General features: G+C 31.9%; 17 protein-coding genes and 1 CRISPR repeat array. Of the genes, 13 read left to right on the forward strand and 4 right to left on the reverse strand.

What is annotated here, in order from left to right; genetic code table 11:
• Positions 1–133: 133 nt before the first annotated feature.
• The 12 genes from cas10d to ACN4EE_RS01285 all read left to right on the forward strand — a co-directional run bounded on the left by cas10d (position 134) and on the right by ACN4EE_RS01285 (position 13,502).
• Complete coding sequence (gene cas10d, locus ACN4EE_RS01230) at positions 134–3,616, forward strand: type I-D CRISPR-associated protein Cas10d/Csc3 (protein WP_431704573.1); 3,483 nt, start codon at positions 134–136, stop codon at positions 3,614–3,616.
• Positions 3,617–3,636: 20 nt separating this feature from the next.
• On the forward strand, positions 3,637–3,867 hold the full coding sequence (locus ACN4EE_RS01235; protein ID WP_431704574.1) for a hypothetical protein: 231 nt from the start codon (positions 3,637–3,639) through the stop codon (positions 3,865–3,867).
• Between the two features lie 49 nt (positions 3,868–3,916).
• A complete protein-coding gene (locus ACN4EE_RS01240; protein WP_431704575.1) occupies positions 3,917–4,123 on the forward strand; it encodes a hypothetical protein in 207 nt (68 codons plus the stop codon).
• Between the two features lie 33 nt (positions 4,124–4,156).
• Positions 4,157–4,762, forward strand: coding sequence for a hypothetical protein (locus ACN4EE_RS01245; protein ID WP_431704576.1), 606 nt, complete (start codon positions 4,157–4,159; stop codon positions 4,760–4,762).
• A gap of 50 nt (positions 4,763–4,812) precedes the next feature.
• A complete protein-coding gene (cas7d, locus tag ACN4EE_RS01250; protein WP_431704577.1) occupies positions 4,813–5,832 on the forward strand; it encodes a type I-D CRISPR-associated protein Cas7/Csc2 in 1,020 nt (339 codons plus the stop codon).
• A 124-nt stretch (positions 5,833–5,956) separates the two neighbouring features.
• Positions 5,957–6,706 carry a type I-D CRISPR-associated protein Cas5/Csc1 gene (gene cas5d, locus ACN4EE_RS01255; protein WP_431704578.1) on the forward strand — a complete coding sequence of 250 codons (750 nt, stop codon included), beginning with the start codon at positions 5,957–5,959 and terminating at the stop codon, positions 6,704–6,706.
• A gap of 15 nt (positions 6,707–6,721) precedes the next feature.
• On the forward strand, positions 6,722–7,321 hold the full coding sequence (locus tag ACN4EE_RS01260; protein ID WP_431704579.1) for a hypothetical protein: 600 nt from the start codon (positions 6,722–6,724) through the stop codon (positions 7,319–7,321).
• 232 nt (positions 7,322–7,553) lie between these two features.
• Positions 7,554–8,372, forward strand: coding sequence for a CRISPR-associated endoribonuclease Cas6 (gene cas6 / locus ACN4EE_RS01265; RefSeq protein ID WP_431704580.1), 819 nt, complete (start codon positions 7,554–7,556; stop codon positions 8,370–8,372).
• Positions 8,373–8,547: 175 nt separating this feature from the next.
• Positions 8,548–9,138: a CRISPR-associated protein Cas4 gene (cas4, locus tag ACN4EE_RS01270; protein ID WP_431704581.1), complete on the forward strand. Its 591-nt coding sequence runs from the start codon at positions 8,548–8,550 to the stop codon at positions 9,136–9,138.
• Positions 9,139–9,451: 313 nt separating this feature from the next.
• Positions 9,452–10,459, forward strand: coding sequence for a type I-D CRISPR-associated endonuclease Cas1d (gene cas1d, locus ACN4EE_RS01275; RefSeq protein ID WP_431704582.1), 1,008 nt, complete (start codon positions 9,452–9,454; stop codon positions 10,457–10,459).
• 22 nt (positions 10,460–10,481) lie between these two features.
• A complete protein-coding gene (gene cas2 / locus ACN4EE_RS01280) occupies positions 10,482–10,754 on the forward strand; it encodes a CRISPR-associated endonuclease Cas2 (RefSeq protein ID WP_431704583.1) in 273 nt (90 codons plus the stop codon).
• A 228-nt stretch (positions 10,755–10,982) separates the two neighbouring features.
• Positions 10,983–12,696: a CRISPR direct-repeat array (repeat unit 37 nt; unit sequence GTTTAAACTATTATTAATACCTATTAGGGATTGAAAC).
• Between the two features lie 5 nt (positions 12,697–12,701).
• Entirely contained in the window at positions 12,702–13,502 is an 801-nt protein-coding gene (locus ACN4EE_RS01285; RefSeq protein ID WP_431704584.1) for a YdcF family protein, read from the forward strand.
• Between the two features lie 88 nt (positions 13,503–13,590).
• Here the strand turns inward: ACN4EE_RS01285 and ACN4EE_RS01290 are convergent, their stop codons facing one another.
• Positions 13,591–15,990 (reverse strand): HD family phosphohydrolase, encoded by a 2,400-nt coding sequence (locus tag ACN4EE_RS01290; protein WP_431704585.1) that lies wholly within the window; start codon positions 15,988–15,990, stop codon positions 13,591–13,593.
• A 311-nt stretch (positions 15,991–16,301) separates the two neighbouring features.
• On the opposite strand from ACN4EE_RS01290, the gene ACN4EE_RS01295 reads away from it, so the two are divergent.
• Positions 16,302–17,324 carry an AI-2E family transporter gene (locus ACN4EE_RS01295; RefSeq protein ID WP_431704586.1) on the forward strand — a complete coding sequence of 341 codons (1,023 nt, stop codon included), beginning with the start codon at positions 16,302–16,304 and terminating at the stop codon, positions 17,322–17,324.
• Here ACN4EE_RS01295 and ACN4EE_RS01300 read toward each other — a convergent pair.
• From ACN4EE_RS01300 to ACN4EE_RS01310, 3 genes are all read right to left on the reverse strand, one after another.
• On the reverse strand, positions 17,321–18,013 hold the full coding sequence (locus ACN4EE_RS01300) for a DUF4079 domain-containing protein (RefSeq protein ID WP_431704587.1): 693 nt from the start codon (positions 18,011–18,013) through the stop codon (positions 17,321–17,323). The two genes, ACN4EE_RS01295 and ACN4EE_RS01300, sit on opposite strands and share 4 nt — an antisense overlap.
• Before the next feature lie 88 nt (positions 18,014–18,101).
• Complete coding sequence (locus ACN4EE_RS01305; RefSeq protein WP_431704629.1) at positions 18,102–18,842, reverse strand: DUF1995 family protein; 741 nt, start codon at positions 18,840–18,842, stop codon at positions 18,102–18,104.
• A gap of 18 nt (positions 18,843–18,860) precedes the next feature.
• Complete coding sequence (locus ACN4EE_RS01310) at positions 18,861–19,013, reverse strand: hypothetical protein (RefSeq protein ID WP_431704588.1); 153 nt, start codon at positions 19,011–19,013, stop codon at positions 18,861–18,863.
• Positions 19,014–19,068 lie beyond the last annotated feature (55 nt).

A 19,068-nucleotide genomic window follows, 5' to 3' on the forward strand; every position in this document is an offset into this window, starting at 1 on the left:
AGGTAGTCTTTGCCCCTAAATATGGCTGGTGAAGTCACTAATCAACAAAACACGACAAATTGAAGAGTATTAATTACTTTATCTTTTCTCTCTTCTGTTCTAAATAAAACAATAAATTTCGTAATCTAAAATTATGGCTAAAAAAAGCAAAAATCCTAACTCAGAATCTAATCAACTAGAACTTAATTTATACACTAATCACAGTCAAAAGGAAGAATTAATGAATTATGATGAATTTGAAGATTATGACTATGATGATGATGACTTTAATTTAGGTGATGACTGGGAAAATGACCATACCATTGCACCGCCAAAAAGAGAATTAATTACCCTTAAACTCTTACAAGAAGCGATTATCAAACAAAATCCTGATGATGTAGTCATGGCAGACTTTGCCGAATATGTCTTACCCAATTTATTAAAAGTTGCCATCGGTGTGACTGCCAAAGGCGGAAAATGGATTGAGAAGAAGTTAGCCGAAGGAATTAAAAGTAAAAGGGCATTAGGTGATCAATCTCTCAATACTCATCTTTTAAATGGCTTATTTCCCGCTAATTTGATTCAAAAAGAATTGCAAAAATTAGATACAACCGTTAGACGAGTCATCAAAGAAAAAGAAAGACGATTATCCACCGCAGGTTTTATTCTCCATGACTTTGAAAAATTTGATTATAGTCGCTTCCCCGAAATGCCTCAAAAATATATCGACTTGCAAAAAGATGAAAGTAAAATTAGAGGTTTATCTGTTGCTCAACATCGAGAGATTATTACCGTTATCATTAAATATCTTAATCTCGATCGACTTATCGATCCCGAAAATCCAGACGGCTACTTAGAATATTTAGACGATATTTTATTCATTGCTTATAATACTCAAACTCGTTATGACACTAACTGGAATTTATCTTGTCATAGTGATTTAACGCCCAAATTAACAGGAGATAAATTAAACTCCCTCGCCTATTTATCCTGTTTAGCCGATCGTTTTGCGTCAATCATAAAACATCCCCAAGACGCATTACAACCCAGTCTTAATGATTTAGTCGGGCGACTTAGTAACAGACAGTTAAAACTTTCCTATCATAGTATTGCTGAAAATAGAGGGGTTTTAACCAATATCCTAAATAATGCTTTAATTGATGCCCATATTAATCTCAATACAGACGAACAAAAATACTATTATCCTTTACTTTATTTACCCACAGGAGTAGTTTATTTGTGCGATCGCCATGCACCGAATGTCAATAAAGATGATATTCCTATATTAGTCGTTGATAAGATTAAATCTCTTTGTCGGGATGAGCTAAAAAAACGTCAAACAGGATTTAACCGTGATGGTAAAGGTATTAAATATCCCGATTATTATGAGCTATTTTTTGATGATATTAGTCTAATGGAAGTTGCCCTCGAAGCCACTATTAAGATTCTTAACGACAAAAAACCGCCTGTTTCCGCTAGTCGTAGTGAAAATTTAGTTAAATTTCAGCAACAAGAAATTTTACCTGGTTATTATAACTTTCAATTTGCTGATGATATTAGGATCGATCGAATTGCAGAATTTGGAGATACTGTAACTCGTAAAATTTGGGGAACAAAAGTAGAAAAAATCACAGAATTAATTAAAGATAATAAAGCTCAAAAGAAAAAAAATCAAGATTTATTAACACTCCTACCTCTTGAGTTAACCTCCGAAATATTAATTCAAAAAATTGCTGAATTTTGGCACTTATCTGAGCATTTACCTGCGATTAATAGTATTCAAAATATTAACCAAAAACTTAAAGATAAAAACTTAAAAGGAAATACAGGAGGTGTTCCTTATGAATGGTATTATTTAGCTGTTAAATATTTAGAAAAGAATCAAGGAATAGAAGACATTATAAACCCTTGTTTAGAATTAATTGAATATTTAAAAACTATAATTAAACCTGTCATAAAACAATACAATATTGATGATGGTTGGCAAGACTTAAAATCATGGGTTTCACAAGTAATAATGTTACCTGAAAAAGAGCAAAAAAATATAATTAATCATAAATTTTTAGAGGAGTTAAATAACTATCAATTAGCAAAAAAACAAGGACGAGGCAGACAACAAATTTGTTCTATTTCTCATTCAGCTTATACAGTGACAGAACAAAGAGAATCAGCAGTTTTATTCATGCCCCAAGTTTATACTAATAAACAAATGTTAGGAGGTTCTAATGCCACTAGAAATATATCTAGTATCGCAGGATTAGAAATGATGCTAAGGCAAATTTTAATGAGTCAAACTCAAGCTATTGGCAAAAATTTTGAAGAAGCAAAATATCGTTATCTTTACTTTTATCCCACTTATTATTGTACTCCTGAAACTAATATATTTTTACATAAGGCTTATGATAATATCAGACAAACTCGTTTTGATACTGGCATTCGTAATCATTTTATTAGTAAAGATTTACAAGCAGATTTTAGTTTAGAAAATTATCAAACTGTGGACATTTTTCATTTAGATAATCAGGAATCTAAAATTATAGATAAAACTTTCAAATTATCTTATCCTGAAAGTCAGCCACTAACGTTTTATTTCATTGCTTTACCACCAGAAAAAAAAGGTAAAGATAAAAAAGTAACGGATACAGAATCATGGATTATGCCAACATGGTTAGGTTTTGCTTTTCCCATGATTTTAGATGTAAAAGTTGCCGTTTCAGAGTCACCAATTCCACCCTTTATTGATGGTACGGAATTTGATGAAACTGTCTTTTTAGATAGTCCACCCATTAGCATTAAAAGTTTAGTAAAAAGAGATAGATTTCGTCTCGATTATATATTAGAAGGTTGGGAAGAAAATAATAAAAATTATGCTTCTCCTTTAAATATTCTCACGGCTTCCTATGCTATTCATCTTGATGTTAATGCCAAACAAACTAAAACTGGTTATGACCCAAATTGGGGTAAGTTAACAGAACTTACAAGGGATTTAGAAACCACTCCTTTAATGGTTTTTTCCTATCTCAATAAATGGGTTCGTAAACAAAAATTAGACACAGCAGGAATTAAGAAAATTAAGCTCTATGCTTATCATTTTTACCCCTGTTTTGACCCTTATATTACTATTAATTTTAATGAGGAAAAATTTATGACTAATTCCCAATCACCCCTCAATCATCCCCTTAATTTAACCTTACTATATCGTCAATTTTATCGAGCTAAATCTAGTAAAGGAAATCCTATTAAAGCTAATGCAATTCTTAAACCCATTGATGAAGCCGCCGATGTTATTTTAACTGTCGATAAAGCTATCTCAGAAAATGAAGAAGCCTTAATTTATCAAGTGGGGGCGAGAATTTTTAAATTAATGGAAAGAGTACATTCATCTACTGCTGAAGGGCGTTGGATAATTGCCAAAAAAGATGAAGAAAGACAGGCAATTTTAGACTTTGCAAATTACTTTGTTAAGGAGGTTTTTATGGGGGCATTTAAGGGCGATCGATCTCGTTTAGCAGGACGACAATTAAACATTATTCGAGATACTTGTGAGTTTCTTTATCGCCTAGAAAATGATAAAGAATTTCAAGAAAAAAAAGCTCAAGGATTAATCAAAACTGATGATAATTCAGAGGAGGAATAATTAGGTTAGTTATTTAATTTATGAATCTCAGATTTTACATTGATCCTGAAACGGATTTACCTCATATCTATAACCATGATGTTCTTGAAAAGGAAATAGAAGAAGTTTTCTATAACTTAGGAGAAGATCGACCAGGTAGAGATGGATCACGAGTTGCGATCGGACAAACTCAATCAGGTCGTTATTTAAAAATTATTTATGTTCCCGAACCGAATCGGATAGTGCCTTTATTATCACCGCCTATCAATTAACAGGTAAACCTTTAAATGCTTATCGTAAACGTAAAAGGAGAAAATAACCATGAGCAAAAATAAATTTCCGCCAGGATGGAATGAACAACGAGTAAAAAAGCTCATCAATTATTATGAAAACCAAAGTGAAGATGAAGCAGTAGCCGAAGATGAAACTGTCTCATCCCAACAAACCTTAATGCAAGTTCCTACAGAATTAGTGCCAACTATTCTTGAACTAATTAACAAATATCAATCATCTTCATCTATTTCCTAAACGACAAATAAACAATATTCAGGAGTTTTTATTATGACGATAATCCAAAAAGATCAATCTTATACCTTCAGTAAAATTTTTGAACTCAAAGCGGAAACTGATGAATTTGTTGCAGAATTTGGATTTTCTTTTCAGCGCAAAAAACTTGATTTATCTCAATATAAAGGAGAATTAGATCGTCTTCAAGAATTAAAAGATCGTATTGAAGAAATTTTACCTTATGTTAGTTTAAGCAGTGAACTTTCTCGAAGGGAAATTTTAATTTCTCGTGTAATGACGGAGTTAGTTCATTATACCAATGCTCAATTAAGAATAGAATATTCTTTGAAAGTTTCTGAACAGTTACAGGGTAGTTTAGATTATTTAATTTATAGCAAAAATAATTTTATTGTTATTGAAGCTAAAAATGAAGATTTAGTTAATGGTTTTACTCAACTTACGGCGGAATTAATTGCCTTAGACAAATGGGAAAAAACTGGTGAGCAAAAAATATTATTAGGTGCTGTTACTACCGGTAATATTTGGCAATTTGGTTGTTTAAACCGTTCACATAAAATCATAGAACAAGATTTGAATTTATATGTTGTTCCTGATAATTTAGAACCACTAATGCGAATTTTAATTCAAGCATTAATCTAAATTATTTAACCCTTTTTTATTAACCAATTACACATTAAGGAGTATCAATTATGTCTTTTTTAAAATCGATCGAACCTAAAAATTTTCACACCGAAATTCCCTATAAACCCATGGGAAAATACGTTCATTTTCTTACTATCCGAATCACAGAATCTTATCCTTTATTTCAAACTGATGAAGAATTAAATAAAGCCAGAGTTAGTGCAGGTATTGAAGATAAAACTCCTATTACTCGCCTTGCCATGTTTAAGCGTAAACAATCATCTCCTGAGCGTTTAATGGGGCGTGAATTGATGCGCAATTATGGTTTTATGACAGCAGAAGAATGCGAATATAACGTTAAATTTGCTATGGATAACCCTGATTCTATTATCTATGGATTTGCTATAGGTGATTCTGGTTCAGAGAAATCAAAAGTTGTAGTTGACACTGCTTTTTCTATCACTTCTTTTGACGAATCCCATGAAACCTTTACTCTTAATGCCCCCTATGAAAACGGCACAATGACATCGAAAGGAGAAGAAGGAAGTAAACCGGGGGAAGTAACAAGTCGTATTAATCAACAAGATCATATTAAACCACAAATATTTTTCCCTAGTATTATTACTTTAAAAGACCCCACAGAAGCGAGTTTTTTATATGTTTTTAATAATATCTTAAGAACTCGTCATTATGGGGCGCAAACGACTCGCACAGGTAAAGTCAGAAATGAGTTAATTGGGGTAATATTTGGTGATGGTGAAATCTTTAGTAATTTACGTTGGACACAAGCCATTTATGATACTTTGAAAAATGATAATAAATTGAATGATATTGATCCTTTAAATGAAGATGATGTTATTCAACACGCTCAAGGTTCGATCGAAACTTTAATGAGAGATGAATTTATTGTTCACACAGATTTTATCGGTGATTCTTTTCAAGAATTATTAGCAGAAATTAAAACAATTACTAGCAATGAAGAACAACTAAAAGCCGTCTTAAAAAAAGCTGATGATGAAGCTAAAGCATACGCTAAAAAACATATCAAAGGCAAACAAGACGATAAGAAAAAATCAGCTAAAAAATAAATAAAGTAGGGTGCGTTAGACATAACTTATAAAAATAAACTTTAAATTTTAGAAAAAAGTCGTAACGCACCAAAATATTTATTGATACTGGAAATTTTGAGGGAAAAAATAAAACATAACAATTATGACAAATATTTATCAATGTGAAATTGAACTCCATGATAATCTTTACTATGCCACCCGTGAAATAGGAAGATTATATGAAACAGAAGCTATTTTGCACAATTATAGCCTTTGCTATGCTTTGGGATTTGTTGACAGTGAAAAGTATCAGACAACAGTTAATGATGAAGATTCTTATAACTATTTTTGCCAAGAACAAATCCCTAAATATAAACAACATTTAACTCGTTTAAATGAACAAGGAATTTATATCACTCCTGCGAGAACTATTAATCATAATTCTGTTTTAAATACATGGAAATATGCTAACAATAACTATCATGTCAAGATGGAAAAAACCCAAAAAAACATTCCTAGTTTTGGCAGAAATAAAGAAATTAGTCCAGAAAGTAAATTTGAGTGTTTTATTATCAGTAAAAATTCTTTAAAAAAAGATAATATATCTAATATTTGGCAATGGAAAATACCAAAATTTATTCGTTTAGGAAAATGGATGAGTAAAGCAGAAATCAAGATTAAAAAATTAGAGTATAAAATAAGAAAAAATACTAATTTTACTTGTACTTATCCACTGAATCCTTTAGATGTAATGTTTACTAATCAACTAATTTCCTATGATGTGATTAATATGCCTCCTGTGAGTTTAATAAAAAATGTAACCATGAGAGGGGATTATTATCAAATCAGTCTTAATGAAAACTCTAAACAGTTAATTAATATACCAGTAAATATGAATTATCGCTTTGAATAATCTAAAAAAATAACTATGAAAATAATCGATCGAACTCAATCTTACACCTTTAGCAAATACTTTGATATGAAAATTGATGTTAGAGATTTAGCTGAAGAATTTGGTTACAATTTTTCTCGAAATCAACTTAATTTACCACAATTTCAAGGAGAATTAAATCGAATTAAGGAGACAAAAGAAAGAATAAAAGAAGTTTTACCCTATGTCTCTCTCAATAGTGAAACTGCAAGGAGAGAAATGTTAATTTCTCCTATTATTTTTGATTTGATTCACTATACAAAATCAGAAGTGAGAATCGAGTATTTAGTAAAAGTAAATGAGCAATTACAGGGTTATTTTGATTATCTAATTGAAAAAGAACTATTAGTAATTGAAGCTAAAAAAGGAGATTTAGACTATGGTTTTACTCAACTTACTTCTCAATTAATTGCTTTAGATCAATGGGAAAAAATGGGAGATCAAGAAGTATTAATAGGTGCGATAACGACGGGCAATATTTGGCAATTTGGGCGTTTAAATCGACAACAAAAACACATCGAACAGGGATTAGATTTATACAGAGTACCCGATGATTTAGAGCCTTTAATGCGTATTTTAGTTCAAGCATTATCTTAAATAATTATGGAGTAAAAATATGACAAGTTTACTTAAAAAATCTTTAACTTTAGCTGAATTTTTAGCTTTACCTAATGATGACTATACTTATGAATTAATTGATGGAGAAGCACTACCTAAAATGTCACCAAAACGTTAAATAAAGGTAATTGAGATTGCTTCGTGCCTCGCAATGACAGAATAGCCTCATTGCAATAACTATTCACTATACATTATACCCTATTCACTAATTATGCCTCACAGTTTAGTTATAAATTTTACCCCTATTTCCGATATTCCCGTTGGTTATACATCTGGAAAACATCTACACGGCTTATTTTTTACCTTAGTTAATGCCGTCAATCCACAATTAGCTGAATATTTCCATAAATCGGAAGCAAATAAAAGTTTTACGGTGTCTTCTTTACAAGTTATTCATAGTAATAAAACTCAAGATAAATTTTTGCAATGGCAACAACAAAAAACTATTAAAAAAGCTAGTAATTGTTGGTGGAGAATTACTTTATTAGATGATACTTTATTTAGTCAATTAACAAAATTATGGCTCAATTTACGACCAGAAAAACCTTATCATTTAGGTAGTGGAGAATTGCTGATTACCAGTATTTTAGTTACCCCAGATAGTCACCCTTGGGCGAATGCTATGAGTTATCAAGAATTGTTCGATCGAGCTTCGGAAATACAAAGAAATATCAACTTAAAAATATATACTCCGACAGCATTTAGACAAGGGAAATATGATGTATCTTTACCTACTGCTGAATTGGTATTTAATAGCTTATTAAGGAAGTGGGAAAAATATAGTAATATCCCTTTTAATAATCTTAACTTTGAGGAATTATATCCATCTTATTTTGAGATAAAAACAGAGATAATTATGGACAATAAAAGTAAATTTATCGGTTGTATCGGTACTATTAATTATAAAATTTTAGGAGAAATAGAAGCCATAAAAATTAAACAAATTAACGCCTTGGCAGACTATAGTTTTTATAGTGGATTTGGCAGAAAAACTACTATGGGATTTGGCATTATTAAAAGACTTAATTAATACTTTAGCAATCCTATATCATGTTTAAAAATTATATTCTTTTAACCTATCTCAGAAAATAGATAATTTTCAAAGTCTATTTTATATAAATGGGATTTCTTAACTGAATTTCACTGAAAACTAAACCCATAAAAATTACCTCAATTTTCTCAAATTATATCATTAATTATTACCTATGGAAAATGACTTTATTTCTATTGCTTCACTAAACCATTATGCCTATTGTCCTCATCGATTTTGGCGGATGTTTTGTGCCTCAGAATTTACCGATAATCAATATACCATAGACGGCACAACTTTACACGATCGAGTCCATACCGTAGGGGATTTAAACTTAGGAGAAACATGGCAAATTAGAGCAATTTATCTCAAATCTGAACAGTATAAATTAATAGGTAAAGCAGACTTAATTGAAGCAGAAAATGGCACTTTTTACCCTGTGGAATACAAGCGAGGCAAAAAAGGCGAATGGCTTAATGATGAATTACAAGTTGTCGCTCAAGCTCTTTGTTTAGAAGAAATGACTGGTACTAATGTTCACACTGGTTATGTATATTACGCTCAAACCCATCAAAGACAAGAAGTTGACATTAACTCTAGTTTACGGCAGAGTGCGATCGAAACCATCAAAGCCATTCAAGAGATTATCAACACAGGTAAGACACCCAAAGCAGAATACAGCAAAAAATGTAAAGGTTGTAGTCTTAACTCAGCTTGTATGCCGACGGCGAGGGATAAAATCAATCGTTATCAGGAAGAAAAATAGGTTCAATGTTAATTCCTAAAACTCACTAGAGGTATAAAATTTTCAAGTTTTTTACTAATAATTAATATGTAAAAACCTGATTTTTCGGAAAAATTTAACTCACTTTAGTAGAGTTGAGCTATTAGCAATGAAATTTATTTCTTTGCGAGATAAAGGTTTTCATCGATAAATCGCCTAGCACGCTGATAAAGTTAATATAACTCGCTTTGCAATAAATTGACAAAGCTAATAGCTAAAATCGGCTAAAGCGATTAAATCAAAATAAAAAAACCCTAAAATGGGTAACTACAAACATTCACAATACACTAAAAAAATGGGAACTATTTACATTACAAAAGATGATGCTTTTATCGGTAAAACTGACGAAAGAATCCACGTCAAAGCCGACAAAAAACAAATTTTAGACGTGCCTTTTATTAAAGTTGATGGTTTAGTTATCTTAGGTCGATCGAACTTTTCACCTGCCTTAGTTGCTGAATTATTAGAAAGAAAAATTCCTATGAGTTTTTTAACTAACAATGGCAAATATTTAGGACGATTAGAACCAGAATTAACTAAAAATATCTTCGTCAGAAAAGCTCAATGGAATGTAGAAGATAACTCAGAAAAAGCACTCCATATTGTCAGAGGCTTTATTAGAGGAAAATTAAAAAATTATCGTAATTCTATTCAATTAAGAAATAGACAAGATTATTATGAAAAACTAGAAAAAAGTATTGAGCAAATTCAAGATATTATCGATAGTTTAGATCGAAAAAATAATGTCGATTCTTTAAGAGGATTAGAAGGAGCAGGAAGTGCTATTTATTTTAGTTGTTTTAACCTTCTAATTAAAAATAATGAGTTTAGTTTTAATACTCGAAATCGCCGTCCACCAACTGATCCAGTCAACTCTTTACTAAGTTTAGGCTACGCTTTATTAAGACATGATATTCAAAGTGCTGTCAATATTGTTGGTTTTGATCCCTATTTAGGCTATCTTCATGTAGCCCATTATGGACGACCAGCTTTAGCCTTAGATTTAATGGAAGAATTTAGACCAATTATTACCGATGCAGTGGTTTTAAATGTGATTAATAATCAAAAATTAAGCCCTCAAGATTTTATCACTGAACCCCTCAGTAATGCAGTTTCTTTAACTAAAGAAGGACTGCAAATATTTTTGAGAGCTTATGAAGAAAAAAAACAATCAAAATTCAAACATCCTGTCTTAAATAAACAATGTACTTATCAAGAATCTTTTGAAATTCAAGCTCGTTTTCTTGCTAAATATTTGATGGAAGAAACTACTCAATATCCACCTTTAATTATCAAAAAATAATCAATTTTAATTATTAACTATTATGTATGTTATTATTAGTTACGATATAACCGATAATAAAAAAAGAACTCAAATTCACAAAATTTTAAAATCCTATGGCGAATGGGTACAATACAGTATTTTTGAGTGTGAATTAACCGAAACCCAATATGCTAAATTGCGTCATCGTCTCTCGAAATTAATTAAAGATGATGGGGATAATATCCGTTTTTATTTTATGTGTAAATGTTGTCAGGGTAAAATAGAGCGTATTGGTGGTGAACTACCAAGAGATAATACGATTTTCTTTGTCTAATTTGCGGAAGGGGGAGGGTGTAAAATTTGCCATCTCAACAAAAATCTTTCTTTCCTTTATCTGATAAGGGTTTTGAGGATTTCTTTTTTTGAGAGCCTTACGCACCTTATCCCATAAGCATTTCAGCGATTTTGTTGCCATTTCGATCGAGCATCTCTTATAATTATGACTAACCTTACGCAAATGCACCTTGAAAACTTTATCTATCAAAGGGTTCGATCGTGGGCGGTTTAAACTATTATTAATACCTATTAGGGATTGAAACATCAACTCTATATTCCTAATTGGGGAGGCGTTTATGTTTAAACTATTATTAATACCTATTAGGGATTGAAACGCCGATGCCCATTGTGATGGCGATGATAATACCGGTTTAAACTATTATTAATACCTATTAGGGATTGAAACACTTTCGGGAAGCGATTATCAGCAGACCAGTCTAGGTTTAAACTATTATTAATACCTATTAGGGATTGAAACTGTGAGCAATTGGGGATTAGCTTAGTAAAGAAAGAGTTTAAACTATTATTAATACCTATTAGGGATTGAAACAAATCCAAAAACTATTGATCCTAAATTTACCGATGATTATGTTTAAACTATTATTAATACCTATTAGGGATTGAAACAAAATGAAAAAAATAGCTATGAGAAATGACTCAACTATTATGTTTAAACTATTATTAATACCTATTAGGGATTGAAACGGGAAATCATTATTAGCGTATGATTTAATTGGAAGCTTAGTTTAAACTATTATTAATACCTATTAGGGATTGAAACAGAACAGAATGAAAGAATTGCTGGATCAACCATTAGTTTAAACTATTATTAATACCTATTAGGGATTGAAACTTTATAACTACTGCTAGGAAAGATGGAAAACCCCAAGGTTTAAACTATTATTAATACCTATTAGGGATTGAAACTCAAAGAAAGGTAACTATGATAATATCAATGATTTGTTTAAACTATTATTAATACCTATTAGGGATTGAAACATACCGCTTCCACTGTTACTAGCATTGAGAATTAGTTTAAACTATTATTAATACCTATTAGGGATTGAAACAAAGAAGTAATTAAATTTTACTTGCCTGAGTTTATCGTGTTTAAACTATTATTAATACCTATTAGGGATTGAAACCACTGAGGGAATAGTAAAATCGGCCGCTTGACCAAGTTTAAACTATTATTAATACCTATTAGGGATTGAAACTAAATTAGAAGATATTAACCTATTAGCGCTGAATGGTTTAAACTATTATTAATACCTATTAGGGATTGAAACTTCTTTGAGTGATACCACTACCACTATTACTAGCATGTTTAAACTATTATTAATACCTATTAGGGATTGAAACAAAAAAAAAACGCTAAAAATTAAAAACTTGGCACAGTTTAAACTATTATTAATACCTATTAGGGATTGAAACAAGCAAAAAGGGTTGTATCCATTTGATGATTGATAGTTTAAACTATTATTAATACCTATTAGGGATTGAAACATGATAAAAAGACTCATAAAAAAGAAAATACATTTGTTTAAACTATTATTAATACCTATTAGGGATTGAAACAATAATCTTACATCCACATCACTGTATCCTATCTGTTTAAACTATTATTAATACCTATTAGGGATTGAAACACAGCTAGTAAAATCAATGATTCTGAGAATAATAGTTTAAACTATTATTAATACCTATTAGGGATTGAAACATTACCCTTTAATTCTTTAACACCATCTAAATAATAGTTTAAACTATTATTAATACCTATTAGGGATTGAAACTTATGATGATTTCGTGATCTGCATAAGTTTCGATTTCAAGTTTAAACTATTATTAATACCTATTAGGGATTGAAACAGGTAATCAGAAAAGGAGAGCTAATCAGTGATAAGTTTAAACTATCATTAATACCTATTTGGCATTAAAACATTGCATGGATTTTCTCTTTTTATCAAAATTATTACCTCTTTTCTTCTACCCTTTGGGATTGATATTTTTACTGTTGATTATTAGTCTCATTTTGTGGTGGAAATATCCCCGTTGGTTTCCTATTCCAGTCATTTTGGCTTGTTTTATTTTGTTTATTAGTGGAAATAATGCTATTAGTAATCTATTAGTTAAGTCTTTGGAATGGCAATATACTCCCCAAGCCGATGAATTGCCTACGGCTGATGCAATAGTAATTTTAGGTGGTAGTGTGAAACCCTATGATTATCCTCGCCCAATGATTGAGGTTTCTGAAAGTGGCGATCGAGTCATTTATGGTGCTAAATTGTACAAAATGGGCAAATCTCCTCGAATAATTGTTACTGGTGGCAGAATCCCTTGGCATGGCAATGAGAATTTTCCATCGGAAGCGGAGGATATGGCAGAATTACTCTTACTTTTGGGTGTGCCGGAATCGTCTATTATCAAGGAGGGTAACTCTTTCAATACCTACGATAACGCCATCAATACTCGTCAAATCTTAGAAGAATTAAAGATCGATCGAATCATTTTAGTCACTTCAGCATTACATATGCCTCGCTCTGTGAAAATTTTTGAAAGACAAAATATTAACGTAATTCCAGCACCTACAGATTATTTAGTGACAGAAAAATCTTTTTCCGAAGAAGGTAGCTTAGGAAATTTTATTATTAATCTTTTCCCAGATTCTAACTCTTTAAACAATACAACTTCAGTGATGAAAGAATATATCGGCATGATAGTTTATCGTCTCAAAGGATGGATATAACCTGAGTTCGATATAAGATGATGAAGATAAGAGGGGGAATTAACAATTAACAATTAACAATTATTCACTATTCACTATTCACTATTCACTATTTACTTGTCCTCATTTCTAACGCACCTTTAGGGTAAGAAATTCTTTGATGGTTAAACTGTTGCCAAACGTTGACAAAAACCTCCGCAATTATGGGCAATTCTTCGTATTTGATACCACTTTCACTTAATTGATGATCGCGCCAACGGGCTTTAAAAATCTTGTTAACCATTGCCATAGCTTGATCTGGGGTAGCATCCTTGAGAGATCGAAGGGCAGCCTCACAACCATCTGCTAACATGACAATAGCGGTTTCTCTCGTTTGAGGAATAGGACCATCATAACGGAAAATCGTTTCATCGATGTCGTGAATATCTTTCCCCTCCCCTTCGGTTTGAGTTTTAGCTTGATAATAAAAATAGGAGATTAACAAAGTGCCTTGATGTTGAGGAATAAAATCAACAATGGCTTGAGGAAGTCCACATTTTTTCGCCATGACAATGCCTTCGCTGACGTGTTTTTTGATAATATCGGCACTGTCATAGGGATTATTGATCATATCATGTTTATTCGGTCCTCCCATTTGATTCTCAATAAAACCAAGAGGATCGTGCATTTTACCTATATCATGATAAAGTGTACCTGCTCTGACTAATTCTACATTGCAATGAAGTTGACGGGCGGCGGCTTCCGCTAAACTAGCCACAAACATAGTATGTTGAAATGTACCCGGTGCTTCTGTGGCTAATCTTTTTAATAATGGGCGATTCGGGTTAGATAATTCCGCTAAACGTATAGGGGTAATCAGATCGAAAAATCTCTCTAAATAAGGAGAAATACCCAAGGCGAGAATACTATAAGTTAAGCCCACCGTGCCATGCCAAATCGCCCCAGGTAAAAGAGTGTACCATATTGTACCCGTAGCAGTGTTGGTGATTAATTGAATAATAAAAAAAGTTGTACCCTGAGTTAATCCTACCCCCGCACCGAGTAAGGCTAATTCTTCTCTGGAATGAAGGCGACTTGCCATTAAAGAGGCTAATATACCCCCGGCAAAAGAGGGAATTAAATATTTCCACCCTACCATTTCTGTTTGAAAGAGGGTTAACCCAGTCATTAAAGAGACGTTTGTTAAGGCTAAAGTCGGACTGTAAAAACTGCTGACTAAAAATCCTAATGCGGGTAAAGAGTTATAACCTACATCAAAAATGGTGATAATTGGTACAGATATACTTAATAACCATAATAAGACTTGATCTCGCCGTCTCAATCTTCCTCTTACCTTGTTAGCGATCGCCATAAAAGAAAATACAGAGATAGTCACTAAAACTGATGTCGTAGTAACGCCAGTCCAATTTACACTACGACGACTCAAATCAAAATTATCTAACAAGACAAAATCAGCTTGAGTAATTTCTTCTCCAGCGTCCACAATTACGTCATTTTTGCGGATAGAAATAACTACTGGTTGTATGGCAGAAGCGGCTTTTTCGGCTCTTATTCTCGTCTCTTCTTCGTCAATGGTCAAATTAGCATCAATATTCTTTAATAGTAACTGAGAGGCGATATTTTTCACCTCTGACGGCACATTGTTTTCGAGGTGAATTTCGATCGCTCTATGTTTGATTTGTTCTGGTAATCCGGGGGAGATTCCTTGAGTGAGAATTTTTCGGGTAATGTCTTGAATGACTATTTTTGTCGTCTCCCAAGTAGCGGTATCCATTGCTAATAAAACATTTATATCATCTTCTGTCAAAATGTTAAGATTACGTTGATTAAATTCTTTCAATGAATCTTGATATTGACGACGATATTGTTCTAATCTAGCTAAAGTTCGAGCAAATTCATCATCATTAACTTTTTGTTGATAAGTTAATAGGGGTTTTAGTTGAGGATTTTCCGATAAAAATGAAGAAAAATTATCATTATCGGGAACAATTTTTTCCCATTGAGAATCTGGGAGAGAGTATAAATATCTTTGGGTTGACACAGGAAGAATATTTCCATCAATCACAGGAATTTGATTAATTAAACGGCGTAAAGTGTCAATTTCCTCTAATTTGCTATTAACTTTGTTGCGTATGGTTTGGGTTAAAGTAACATCTTGTTGTAAAACGGGTAATAAACCACTGCGAGTTTTTCTGCGCAATTCTTCGGTGGTTTTTTCGTCTAAAAAATCCCCATCGGCAGGGGCGATAATTTTTGTGGGTGAAATAGTGCCAACGGCTAATTCGGGTTGATTATAGAAGCGATAACTAACTAATCCTGTAATGGTAGAAATGGATAACAATACCATCACGGGAGAATGAATTTTACATACCCACTGAAAGATAAAGGGTTTATTTTCTTCTGTGTAGGAAGAATGTTGTTTTTTCTTTGTATTTTCGATCGTAGAGTTGTGGGAGGATTTGTTTTGCCATTGTTTCAAACTATGACGAATTAACTGTAACGTTTTCATATTGTTGTAATTTGACCATGAAGACCAATTATAAGTGGTTAATGATAATTATTCTTTGCAACTCCTCTACTGAATCCTGATACCATTATATAACGTCTTAGGGATTCTGAACAATCACCTCGATCGAACATAATGAGTAATGAGTAATGAGTAATGAGTAATGAGTAATGAGTAATGAGTAATGAGTAATGAGTAATGAGTAATGAGTAATGAGTAATGAGTAATGAGTAATGAGTAATGAGTAGTTAATTCCCCTAGTCTCCTAGTCTTCAAGTCTCCTAGTTTTCATTCCTAATTCCTAATTCTTAACTATGAATTTTGGTCAATCTTTAGGCTTTTTAGCTTTTTTAATTTCTTTATATATCCTTTGGCAATTAAGACAATTATTATTACTAATTTTTACCTCAGTTATATTTTCAGTAGTTTTAAATAGATTAGTTGTCAAATTACAAAAATATAATTTTAGTCGTCCCAAAGCTGTCATTATAATTTCTGCTAGTGCTGTGGTAATTTTGAGTTTATTACTAACTTTAATTTTACCGCCTTTTTTAGAACAATTTGAATTATTACTTAATCTTTTACCTAAAGTAGTTAAAAAATTAAATGAACTGATTAATAGTTTTGATTTTGGGGAATATAAAGAAATTATACCACCTATTAATATCGAAAAGATTTTAAGTGATTATGGATTTCCTACTTCTCAGATTTTTAATAATTTTATCATTTTATTTTCTAACTTTTTTAATCTCACTTTTCAATTATTGTTTGTCATAATTTTGACAATAATTTTTCTTTTAAATCCTCAAAAATACCGCCGTTATTTTATTAAAATTTGTCCTGCTTTTTATCGTCATCGTATCAATGATATTCTGGAAAAAAGTGAGGTTTCGATCGTAAGTTGGTTAAGTGGAATCATTGTAAACTGTATATTTATTGCCACTTTAAGCGGTTTAGGATTATGGGTTTTACAAGTAAAATTAGTGTTAGTTCATGCCCTTTTAGCCGGTTTATTAAACTTTATTCCTAATATTGGACCGACTTTAAGTGTTGTCTTTCCAGTTATGATTGCAGTGGTGGATTCTCCATGGAAAATTATACCTATTATTATCTGGTATTTTATTGTACAAAATATCGAAAGTTATTGGTTAACACCTAAAGTTATGGCTGATAAAGTATCATTATTACCTGCTGTAACTTTATTCTCACAAATCTTTTTTGCTACGGCTTTTGGATTGCTAGGATTATTATTAGCCTTGCCTTTAACCGTGATTGCCAAAACTTGGATTGAAGAAATATTATTCTATGACATTTTGGATAAATGGAACACCCATTAAATAATAAGATTGATAGATTTTATCACTAAAGCAGGAGGAGGAGTCCACAGTCCAATTTCAAATAAATCTCTTGAGCCTGTTATCCCTTGTCCTAAAAATAATAATAGAGCTAAACAGTTTAAAATAATGTGAATATTACGCCATTTGTTCGATCGATCTCGGTAAATATCATCGATAATAGCCACGGAAAAAATCATCAATAATGAAACAACTATCCCATAATAATAATGTGACCAAAACCACTCATTTCCTCGCCGAAAAATACCATCCTGACAACCTAAAATAACTATTCCCATACCGCTTAAAGTAGCAAAAATTCCTCGCCATAATTTACCTCTCGATCGAAATAAAAAGACAAAAGAAATGATGGAAAAAACAAACATTAAGATAATAAAAATAAACTGAAAAAAATTAGTCGCCCATAGTTCATTTTTGATAATATTTTTTGCTATAATTGGTCGTGCTAATCCGATTAAAGAGGCAATAACTACTGCCGAAGATAACCATTTACCTAAGATAACGTGATTTAAACCGACAGAAGGCGGAATTTTACTTTTATCCCCCTCTTTGATTTCTAATCTTCTTTGACGAGTTTCCCAAGCAAAATAAGACACTATTCCGATGAGGGGAAATACCGCTACTATGGTAAAAAAAGGATGAATTAAGAGAGTAAATTGTTCGATCGACATAATAATGAATAATGAATAGTTGTTAAATATCTTAGTCTTCTAGTATTCTAGTCTTAATTCTTAATTCTTAATTCTCAATTCTTAATTCTTAATTGTTTAGGGCTTTTAAGAAACTTTTAATTGAGCCAAAAAATCCTAGAGATGGTGCAGAGTTTTGATTATTTTCTTCGTCATTTTGCCCTGCTAAAATTCTGTCTAACGCCTCTCCTAAAGGTTTTTGAGATACTTCTGCGATAAGTTGATATTCTTCTTCTCCCTCGTTTTGTTGCCATACTTGCCATAAATTGGGATAACTTCTCAACACCACTGCATTTTCTAATGGTCTAATATAATAACAGGATTCTAAAATGCTGATGAATCTCTCTCTTAATTGACGGGCGGCATAACCAATCCCCACGATCGAAACGTCCTCTAATTGGGGTATTAATAGTATAACAGGTCGATCGTCTGCTAAATTACAGAGTCTTTCTACTAAGGCAACCTCCACCGAAGAAGGAGAAACTACCAGAAAAATTTGATCTGTTTCACTAATTTTCGTATCCACAGGAGTGCGACTACTGCCGATGTCTGTTACTATAAACTCTGTTTCTCCCCATTCCCTTCTCGCTAATGCCGCCGCGCCAGTGTCAGGAAAAAGTACTTTTAATCCCATGCCATACTCATCTTTAAATAATTGAGCAAATTCTAAGGCTAAATACTGCGCTTTTAAAGCGATTTCGGGAATGACTAAATCAACAGTGATACGATTACAACCGCTATCTAAGGCTACTTTTAAGGCGGATTGGGCTTGAATAATAGTTTCTTCTAGGGTTTGAGGAATAGTTGTCATCATCAATTTTAATAAATTTTACATACCATAAAAATCATTATCCAATATCTGTTCGATCGAAAAAGGACAATTATGAGGATATTCTATCTCATCAGGGTATTGGGGTATTGGGGTATTGGGGGGATTTTTTACTTGCGGATTTAAAATAATAAAAAATCTTGAAATAATCAATTTATAATAGTAAATTATCAAAACTTATTACTCATTACTTATTACTCATTACTCA

Origin of the sequence: Geminocystis sp. CENA526, assembly GCF_050753365.1 — a bacterium.
In the GTDB taxonomy this organism is placed as follows: domain Bacteria; phylum Cyanobacteriota; class Cyanobacteriia; order Cyanobacteriales; family Cyanobacteriaceae; genus Geminocystis.